7 protein-coding genes and 2 pseudogenes are annotated in these 9,676 nt (G+C 63.1%); 2 read left to right on the top strand and 7 right to left on the bottom strand.

Annotated elements, in window-relative coordinates:
• Nucleotides 1-307: 307 nt before the first annotated feature.
• Nucleotides 308-919, top strand: coding sequence for an MlaC/ttg2D family ABC transporter substrate-binding protein (locus AB4Z11_RS12320; protein ID WP_442025539.1), 612 nt, complete (start codon nt 308-310; stop codon nt 917-919).
• 2 nt (nt 920-921) lie between these two features.
• Here the strand turns inward: AB4Z11_RS12320 and AB4Z11_RS12325 are convergent, their stop codons facing one another.
• The 6 genes and pseudogenes from AB4Z11_RS12325 to ispH all read right to left on the bottom strand — a co-directional run bounded on the left by AB4Z11_RS12325 (nt 922) and on the right by ispH (nt 7,887).
• Nucleotides 922-1,920, bottom strand: a complete 999-nt coding sequence (locus tag AB4Z11_RS12325) for a lysylphosphatidylglycerol synthase domain-containing protein (RefSeq protein ID WP_442025540.1) — start codon at nt 1,918-1,920, stop codon at nt 922-924.
• Nucleotides 1,921-2,276: 356 nt separating this feature from the next.
• A pseudogene (gene hpnK / locus AB4Z11_RS12330) lies at nt 2,277-3,134 on the bottom strand (hopanoid biosynthesis-associated protein HpnK); the annotation flags it as partial.
• A 1-nt stretch (nt 3,135) separates the two neighbouring features.
• Entirely contained in the window at nt 3,136-4,557 is a 1,422-nt protein-coding gene (gene hpnJ / locus AB4Z11_RS12335; RefSeq protein WP_442025541.1) for a hopanoid biosynthesis associated radical SAM protein HpnJ, read from the bottom strand.
• Entirely contained in the window at nt 4,554-5,738 is a 1,185-nt protein-coding gene (gene hpnI / locus AB4Z11_RS12340) for a bacteriohopanetetrol glucosamine biosynthesis glycosyltransferase HpnI (RefSeq protein WP_442025542.1), read from the bottom strand. Before hpnI ends, hpnJ begins: the two co-directional genes overlap by 4 nt.
• Nucleotides 5,738-6,913: an adenosyl-hopene transferase HpnH gene (gene hpnH, locus AB4Z11_RS12345; RefSeq protein WP_442025543.1), complete on the bottom strand. Its 1,176-nt coding sequence runs from the start codon at nt 6,911-6,913 to the stop codon at nt 5,738-5,740. The genes hpnI and hpnH overlap by 1 nt, the downstream gene beginning before the upstream one ends.
• 32 nt (nt 6,914-6,945) lie before the next feature.
• Nucleotides 6,946-7,887: a 4-hydroxy-3-methylbut-2-enyl diphosphate reductase gene (gene ispH, locus AB4Z11_RS12350; RefSeq protein WP_442025544.1), complete on the bottom strand. Its 942-nt coding sequence runs from the start codon at nt 7,885-7,887 to the stop codon at nt 6,946-6,948.
• A 144-nt stretch (nt 7,888-8,031) separates the two neighbouring features.
• Here ispH and hpnA point away from each other — a divergent pair, with 144 nt between their 5' ends.
• A complete protein-coding gene (gene hpnA, locus AB4Z11_RS12355; protein WP_442025545.1) occupies nt 8,032-9,030 on the top strand; it encodes a hopanoid-associated sugar epimerase in 999 nt (332 codons plus the stop codon).
• Here the strand turns inward: hpnA and AB4Z11_RS12360 are convergent.
• A pseudogene (locus tag AB4Z11_RS12360) lies at nt 9,027-9,676 on the bottom strand (ferritin-like domain-containing protein); the annotation flags it as partial. The gene hpnA and the pseudogene AB4Z11_RS12360 sit on opposite strands and share 4 nt — an antisense overlap.

Consider the following 9,676-nt stretch of genomic DNA (forward strand, 5'->3'; position numbering starts at 1 on the left):
TTCGACTCCAGCAGGCGGTCAATGTCTGTGTCGATGGCGAAGTGCCGGGCTGCGTATATACCGCTGAGTAGAGTAAGCACCGAGGCGACGGCGATCGTGATCCCGGCGCGGTGCACGGCAATACGGACCAGGCGGATGAGCAGTGCTGTCAGCATGAGCAGTGGGCGGCTGGCTCGCGGCGTGAAATGGAAGAACCAGTATAGCAGCAGCTGCCGTTCTCATGGCAATCATGCCAACGTTGCGCGGGCAAGCGCGTTATACTGGGACGGACCGCCGCGTTCCGCGGCATTGTTGAGTGAAGCCGCCTATGAAAAACTATGCAGCCCTGATGCCTCTTGCCGCCGTGCTGGCGGCCGCGCCCGCGCTGGCCCAGAACCAGGCCACACCGGACGCGCTGGTACGTGCCGCCGTGGAAAACGTGGTGGGGACCATCCAGTCCGATCCCGCCACCCGCGGTGGTGATATGGCCAAGATCACAGCCGTCGTGCAGCAGAAGTTCCTGCCTTATACGGACTTCCAATACACGACGAAGCTTGCTGTTGGCAAGGCGTGGAGTACCGCCACGCCTGAGCAACGCCAGCAGTTGTTCCAGCAGTTCCAGGCTTTGCTGGTGAAGACCTATGCGTTGTCGCTGTCGCAGATGCGCGAGCAGAACGTGAAGTTCCAGTATGTGCCCGTGAAAGGTGGGGCCAGCGCGAACGACACCGTCGTGCAGACGCATGTGGTGACCAATGGCGAGGATATGGCGATTGAATATCGCCTCACGCGCACCCAGAACGGCTGGAAGATTTACGACATCAATATGATGGGCGCCTGGCTGATCGAGATCTATCGCAAGCAGTTTGCCGATATCGTGGCGCGCGATGGGGTGGACGGTTTGCTCAAGTTCCTCGACCGCCACAACAAGGCTGGCGCCTGAGTTCACGGGGCGGCCTCGCGCGGGCCGCTGCTGCGCTTCCATCGGTGCAGTTCGAGCCATTGCCATGACAGCAGTGCCGGCACGCCGAACAGGATTTCCCGCGCACGTTTGACCAGGGCCAGCGACAGCGCGATCTCGGAGCTGATGCCGAGGATTTCGCCCAGCATCAGCACCACCGCTTCCTGCACGCCGAGGCCCGCCGGCACAAAGAAAGCCATTTGCCGCGCCGCCTGCGTCAGCGCTTCAATGAATAAGGCTTGCCACAGCGTGGCCTCATGGCCAAGCAGGGTCAAGGCGAACCACACTTCCGCAGTACCCAGCAACAATCCACCCAACTGCCATGCCATTGCCGTAAGCAGGACGCCGGGACGCCGCACCAGCGATTTGATATGCGCGTCGAGTTTCGCGCCGTCGCCCAGTGCGCCGAACTGGTCGCCGAAGACTTTTTGCGCCAGGCCGCCGAGTCTTGCGAAGATGGCGCCGTGGTGCAGGGCGAGGGCGAAGATGATTGGCCCGGCCAGCGACAGCACCAGGCCGCCGATGATCGCCCAGCCGTAACGGRTGCCGTCGATGGACATCAGAAGTCCCAGCACCCCCAGCACGGTGAAGGCGTAGTAGGAGAACATGGTGACCATCACTTCCGTGACGATGCTGGCGGCGATGGCGCCGGTGTCGCTCATTCTTAATCGCGCGAGGCGGATGCCAACCAGTTCGCCGCCGACACTGGCAGTCGGCAGCAGGCGGTTGACGGCTTCGCGCACCATCGCGGTCCACCACAGGAAGGGGAGCGGCGCGCGCTCGTGCGGCAGGGCGGCGTGCAGCAAGGTGCGCCAACCCTGGGCGTCCAGCAGGAGCGGCAGCGCGTGCAGCGGCAGCAGCAGGAGCAGCGGCCAGCCAGCCTGGGCGACCACGCTCATCACATCCGCTGCACCTTCATGAATGACCAGCGCAGTCAGGCCAACCAGGCCAACCAGCGCAAACAGATAAGCCAGCCGCTTCATCGTACAGCGCGCCCAAGAGGGCCGGTGCCGCCCGCTGGCTCACCAGCCGCTGCAGCGTCGTGCGCCGCTGCGATGTCGCCCCGGGTCGAAGCAGGCACGCGCAGCGGAACGGCGCCGTCGGCACCAACGGGTGCTGGGGCGCGTGGTGCATCGCTTCCGGAACTCATCGCGGCGATGGCGTCCTGCGGCCTGGCCACGTCGGCGCGGACTGCCGCGGGATCGCCTGGCGCGTCGGTGTTCGCGTGGTGCGCGGGATTGCTTGGCGCATCGCTGTGCGTGTGGTGCGCGGGATCGCATAGCGCATTGTTGTGCGCGTGGCGCGCGGGAATGGCGTCGACGGGCTGAGGCGGCGCGGCGCGGCGGGAAAGCGGCGAGCCGGAAAGCAGCACGTCGGTAAAGCCGCCGCGCGGGAGAGCGAGGGCGTCGAGGGCGGCGCGGACGCGGGGGGACAGCAGGGCGGCCAGTTCGTCGGCGTGGCGGTAGTCGGACATGGTGGAGGTGATCGGCACGGCGCTGGCGACGGCGGGGTGGAAGTAGATTTCGGTGACGCCGGGACCGAGCCGCGAGAGAGCGGCCAGCACGGCTGCTTCGTCCATGGCGCCGCTGGACTCGATACCGACCACGTAATCATTATGCGCAATGCCCGCTGCGCGCAGACGGCGGCGCAGCAGCAATAGCCACGGCCGCAGCCACCACGGCGCGCTTGCCTCCAGCGGCAGGCGAATCGCGCGCATGCCGTACTGACGGCCGATCTGCAGGATCAGCGACAGAATCGTCGGATGCAAATGGAAGTGCTTGTGGCAGTTGACGTGATCGAGCGGCAGGCCAGTCGCAGCAAAGGCTTCAAACTGCGCGCGGATTTCCGCCGCGAGCTGACGGCGTACATGGGGCAGGAAGAAGAAGCGAACGCCGTTGCCTACCATATCGTCACTGAACCGGCCGTGTGCATCGACCAGTGCGGGGACAGCGGCAGGGGAGAGTGTGGGCGCCCCATCGGCCAGAACCAGATGAAGACCGACGCGCAAGCCCGGCAGGCGCCGCGCACGCGCGACGGCATCGGCCGCGGCGGGAGCGGAAACCATCAGGCTGGTGGCGTTCAGGACGCCGTCGCGGTACGCCAGTTCGACACCTTCGTTCACGGCGGCGTGCAGACCGAAGTCGTCCGCCGTGAAGATCAAGCCGCGCGGCGAGGCCGCTGTGTCAGGCGAAGACAGCTCAGGCCTCGTGCGATCGCAGGAAGTGGAAGAATTCGACACCTTCGCGCAGGCGGCGCTTGGTCATTTCCCAGCTGCCCAGCATCTCGCGCACGATCTCCCAGATTTTGCTGGGGCGGAAGTAGAAGCGTTTGTAGAACACTTCCACGCTGTGATAAATCTCTTCGCGCGACAGATGCGGATAGCTCAGTGCCGACAACTGCACGCCCTGGTCGTTCACCAGGCTGATGACCTTGCGGTCCTTCAGCCAGCCATTCTCCATGGCCTGCTGATACAGCGTGGTGCCGGGATACGGCGCGGCCAGCGACACCTGGATGGTGTGCGGATTGATGTCCTGTGCGTAGCGGATGGTCTTCTCGATCGTATCCTGGGTTTCGCCCGGCAGGCCGAGAATAAAGGTACCGTGAATCGTGATGCCCAGTTCACGGCAGTCGGACGTGAAGCGGCGTGCGATATCGGTGCGCAGACCCTTCTTGATGTTCAGCAGGATCTGGTCRTCGCCGGATTCGTAGCCTACCAGCAGCAGGCGCAGGCCGTTTTCCTTCATGATCTTCAGAGTGCTGTAAGGGACATTGGCCTTGGCATTGCAGGACCACATCATGCCCAGCTTACCCATGCCGCGTGCGATTTCTTCAGCACGTGGACGGAAGTCGGTGAAGGTGTCGTCGTCGAACATGATCTCCTTCACTTCCGGCATGTTCTCCTTGATCCATTTGACCTCGGCCAGCACGTTTTCGGCCGAACGGGTGCGATAGCGGTGGCCGCCCACGGTCTGTGGCCACAGGCAGAAGGTGCAGCGCGAACGGCAGCCGCGGCCCGTGTAGATCGAGACGTAAGGATGCTTGAGGTAACCGATGAAGTAATTTTCCACCTTCAGGTCGCGTTTGTAGATCGGTGCGACGAAAGGCAGTTCGTCCATGTTCTCGATCATCTCGCGCGGCGGGTTGTGCTTGATCGTGCCGTCGGCCAGCTTGTAGCTCAGGCCCGTGATCTCGGACAGCGGGCGTCCCTCCGCCACTTCCTTGCACGTGTAGTCGAATTCTTCGCGGCAGATGAAGTCGATGGCCGGGCTGTCACCCAGGGTCGCATCCGGTTCCACGGCAGCTTTTGCGCCGACCAGGCCAATCAGGAACGAAGGCTTGCGCGCTTTCAGCGCTTCGGCGAACTTCACGTCGGTCGGGAAGGACGGCGTGCTGGTGTGGATGATGATCAGCTCATACTCGTCGCAGATTTCCAGCGTCTGTTCGACGGTCAGTTCATCGGCGGGCGCGTCGAGCAGGCGGCTGCCCGGCACCATGGCCGCAGGCTGGGCCAGCCAGGTCGGATACCAGAACGATTTGATTTCGCGTTTGGCCTGGTAGCGCGAACCGGCGCCGCCGTCGAAACCGTCAAAGGAAGGTGCCTGCAGAAATAAGGTTTTCATTGCGACCTTTCGGGAAGCGGTTGTGCATCATGCACGGACAAGGTTTGCTGACGCCAGCGAACGCGCGAGCCGCTCAAGGCGGCGGCCCATTCGGCCAGCAGCAGGGCGTCGCGCAGCGGGGCTCGCAGTGCGGCGCTGAAGGAACCGGCTTGCCAGCTGCGCACAATGGCGCCGGCCAGCAGCAGTGCCCAGCCGGTCTGGCCGGGCGCGATCGCGAGGCCGAGCAGGAGCATTGGCCAGGTGAACGTAATGAAGGTGAAGGCGAAACCTGCTGGGTTCAGCGAGCGGATCGTGCGCATCCAGCGCAGCTCGTGGCGCCACAGGTCCTTCAGGGTTTTTTCGGTGACGTCGGTGGTTACCACGACGTCGGAGAGTACGGTCGTCAGGCCTTGCTGGCGCGTGAGTTCGCCGAGCCAGTAGTCGTCGGCCAGGCGGTCTTTTAATGCGCTGAAGCCGCCGATGGCGTTCAGTGCGTCGCGTCGCAGCGCAATCGTTGCGCCGAACGCGAAGCTGCGCGAGCCGCCGGCGTGGGCGACGTGCACGGATGGTGCGAACCAGTCGTCGATGAATTGCACGCCGAGTTGCGGCCAGCCTTTAGCGGCGGCGCGGCCTTTATATAAACAGGTGACGACACCGGTCTTTACGTCGGCCAGCGGGGCGGTGACGCGCACCAGATAATCGTTCGGCACGGCGATGTCGCTGTCGGCCAGCACGAGCCAGTCGTGGCGGGCGTGCGGCATCATGTTCAGCAGGTTGCTGACTTTGGGGTTGCTGCCGTGCGTAGCTGGATCGATTGCCAGCGCAATATCGCGCTGCGGATAGTCGGCTTGCAGGCGGCGCACCACGGTGACTGCGGGATCGTTCGCATCCCGCACGCCGAACACGAGCTGGTAGGACGGATGCGATTGCTGGCAGAACGTCGCCAGGTTCTCATACAGCCGCGGCTCCGCTCCGCACAGCGGCTTAAGCACCGTGACCGGGTGCGCAGCAACCAGTGCGTCCGACGGCATGGACGGCACGCGAACTGACGCCGGCGCGTCGATGGCGGAATTTTGCGCGGCTGCGGTGCCGAGCGCGGGCGAACGGGCATGGCGCGCGCGCGTGGTGGCGAGCGTGGCGAGCAGGGCATAGGCCGTGGCGGCTGCGCTGAGCGCGCCGCCGGCCAGCACTGCCGTGTCCATTAGCGGCCTCCTGCCTCGGCGGGAGCGGCAGCAGGAGCAGCGGCGCCGCGTGTTGCAGCTTTGCGGTTGCCGATTTCGTCCAGGCGGATCGCAACTTCCTTGTTGTAGTTGAATTCCGCAGGACGCTGCTTGTCGAGCGCGATATCCGGCGCCATCGGGCCATCGGTCTTCACGCCGCGCAGGTTGACCATCATGGCTTTCAGCGGATTCTTGATGGTGTCGGTCACCGCAGTAGCTTCGTAGCCGCTGTGGACCATRCAATTCGCGCACTTCTCGTAATTGCCGGTGCCGTATGCATCCCAATCGGTTTCTTCCATCAGCTCCTTGAAGGTGGCGGCATAGCCTTCACCCAGCAGGTAGCAGGGACGCTGCCAGCCAAACACGGTGCGCGCCGGATTGCCCCAAGGCGTGCAATGGTAGGTCTGGTTCCCGGCCAGGAAGTCCAGGAACAGCGACGACTGGCTGAACGCCCAATTCTTGCCGCCGCGGCCGCGCGCAAGAATATCGCGGAACAGCTGGCGCGTTTTGGAACGGGTGAGGAAGTGTTCCTGATCCGGCGCGCGTTCATAGGCATAACCCGGCGACACGGTAATGCCGTCCACGCCCATGTCTTTCAGCGTGTCGAAGAAGTTCGCGACATTCTCCGGAACCGCATCGTTGAACAGCGTGCAGTTGATGTTGACGCGGAAGCCGCGTGCCTTGGCGGCCTTGATCGCGGCCACAGCGCGGTCGTACACGCCTTCCTGCGACACCGAGTGGTCGTGCATTTTCTGGTCGCCGTCCAGGTGAACGGACCAGACGAAATAAGGGCTGGGTTCATACTGGTCCAGCTTCTTTTCCAGCAGCAGGGCATTGGTGCAAAGGTAGACGAAGCGCTTGCGGGCGATGATGCCCTTCACGATAGCCGGCATATCTTTGTGCAGCAGCGGTTCGCCGCCTGCAATCGACACCACCGGCGCTCCCGATTCATCCACCGCCTGCAGGCATTCCTCGATCGACAAGCGCAGGTCCAGGATAGGGTCCGGATAATCGATCTTGCCGCAGCCATTACAAGCGAGGTTGCAGCGGAAGAGCGGTTCCAGCATCAGGGCCAGCGGGTAGCGCTTGCGGCCAGACAGTTGCTGGCGCACGATGTAGCTGCCCACGCGGACAGCCTGCAGAAGAGGTATCGCCAAAATCAGCCTCCAGAAAAATCCAGAAAAAATCTTCAGACAGAAACCGGCTGTACATCAGCCAGTTCGGCAGGCAGGCGGAACTCAGCGTGTTCCTCCTTGCCGTCCATTGTAGAGACATTTACCGGACCTAGCTTGCGCAGGGCATTCAGCACATCCTCCACCATGGCTTCCGGCGCCGAAGCACCGGCCGTAACGCCGACCACATTGGCACCGCGGACCCAGGCCGGGTCAAGCTCGCTGCCATCTGCGATCAGGTAACTTGGCACACCCATCTCCGTTCCGATCTCACGCAGGCGGTTCGAATTGGAGCTGTTGGTGGCGCCGATCACGAGGATAACATCAACCAGCTTTGCTAGCTGGCGCACTGCACTTTGCCGGCTTTGGGTCGCGTAGCAGATGTCCTTGGTATCGGGACCGACGATGTTCGTGAAGCGCTTTTCCAGCGCAGAGATGATGTTTTTCGTGTCGTCCACGCTGAGCGTGGTCTGGGTGACGTAGGCCAGCGGCGCATCGTTATCCAATGCGAGTGTGGCGACGTCGGCTTCGGTTTCGACCAGGATCACCTCGCCGGGGATCTGGCCCATGGTGCCTATTACTTCTGGATGACCTGCGTGGCCGATCAGGAGCACAGTGCGGCCGCTTGCAGCATATTGGCGGCCCTGGTTGTGGATCTTGATGACGAGTGGGCAGGTGGCATCGATCGGCCGCAACTGGCGATCCTCGGCTTCGGCTTCCACCGAAGCGGGCACGCCGTGGGCGCTGAAGACTGTGACCGCATCTTTCGGTACAGACTCCAAGGACTCGACAAAAACCGCGCCTTTGCGTCGCAAGCCTTCGACCACGTGCTTGTTATGCACGATCTCGTGGCGCACAAAGACGGGGGCACCGAACTTGATCAGTGCGCGGTCCACAATCTCGACCGCTCGCACTACACCAGCACAGAACCCGCGCGGTTGGGCAAGAATCACCTGCATCAGAGACTCCCTTCTTTCCGGACGTCCAGCTCAATGTGTTTACTGAAAATAACAACATTTATGGCACAACAGGACTTACTATATACCGGTATCGGATTGTGTGCACTTTTCGCAACCTACTTTTTGTCTCCAAGCAGAAACTTCATGGTCGAAGATGACATTCTTGTGACCGGCGCGTCCGGTTTTCTTGGCTCAGCCGTAGTACGCAAGGCGCTGGATCGGGGCCTGCGGGTACGCGTGCTGGTGCGCGCCAACAGCCCGCGCCGCAACCTGGACGGGTTACCCGTACGGGTGGTCGTGGGCGATATGCGCGATGCGGCGTCGATGCGTGAAGCCATGCGGGGTGTAAGGTATTTATGCCATGTGGCTGCGGACTACCGCTTGTGGGCGCCCGACTCCGAGGAAATCGTAAGGGCCAATACCGAAGGCACGCGCGCGGTGATGGAAGCGGCACTGGCCGCCGGCGTTGAGCGCGTGGTGTATACCAGCAGCGTGGCGACCTTGCGCGTGGCTGGCGCGACCGCGCCGGTTGCCGAGGATGCGGGTATGGCGGCCGAGGAAGCCATCGGCGGCTATAAGCGCAGCAAGGTGATGGCCGAGCGGCTGGTGGAGCGGATGATCGCCGAACAGGGGCTGCCTGCGGTAATCGTTAACCCCTCAACGCCAGTAGGGCCTCGTGATGTTCGTCCAACACCGACCGGGCGCATTATTGTGGAAGCGGCGTCGGGCAAGATGCCGGCCTTTGTCGATACGGGGCTCAATCTGGTGCATGTGGATGATTGCGCCGAGGGGCACTTCCTGGCGCTGGAGCGTGGACGCGTGGGCGAGCGTTACATTCTTGGCGGGCAGGATGCCACCTTGCGCGAAATTCTCGGCGAGATCGCGTCGCTGAGCGGGCGCCGTGCGCCAAGCGTGGAACTGCCACGCTGGCCGCTCTATCCTTTGGCGCATCTTGCCGAAGGCGCGGCGCGGCTGACGGGGCGTGAGCCTTTCCTGACCGTGGACGGTCTGAAGATGTCGCGCTACCGTATGTTCTTCACTTCAGCGAAGGCGCAGCGCGAGCTGGGTTATGCGCCGCGTCCATATCGCGAAGGTCTAAGCGACGCCCTGGGCTGGTTCCGCGCCGAAGGCTATCTGCATTAGCGCAGGAACTTGAGCGCGAGACTGGCGAGGCGCGGCACGGTGTTCGGGCGCAGCAGGCGCGTATCGTAGCCCGCCATGCGCCGCTCGTTCTCTTCCAGGCACAAGGCAATCAATGCCTTCGGCTCCAGCGGATCGGCCACCGCGCCCGATCCGGTCATGGTGAAGTTGGCGTCATTCGCGCTGCCATCGGCATCGATGCCGCGCGCAATGCCGATGCGCTCCCAGATCAGGAAAGCCCATACGCGCATCACCTTCAGCGCAAACAAAGGACGGCGCCACCATGGCAGCTGGCGCTTGTACCACGCGGCCCAGTTGACGAAGAACAGAATGTGGCGGCCTTCCTCCTGGATCACCGGCTCAAAAGTCTCCACCAGTTCGGCCGGGAAGTAACCGGAGCGTTTGGCCGCAGCAAACAGGCCAAAGGCAAAGAAGCTGTCGATGCATTCGCTGTAGCCGGTGACCAGCCAGCCCCATTCCGGATCATCCGGCGGTGGATAGTCGGGTTCGGGAGCAAGCTTGATGCCGTAAGCCTCAACCAGTTTGGAGAGCACGACTTGGTGGCGGGCCTCTTCGTCCGCAACCACATCGAGGGCGCGGCGCAGCAGCGGGTCTTGAACGGTTAGCGCGAAGGTGCGCACGCGGATGG

The sequence above is a fragment of the Pseudoduganella sp. RAF53_2 genome, from assembly GCF_052113985.1.
Classification (GTDB): domain Bacteria; phylum Pseudomonadota; class Gammaproteobacteria; order Burkholderiales; family Burkholderiaceae_D; genus Rugamonas.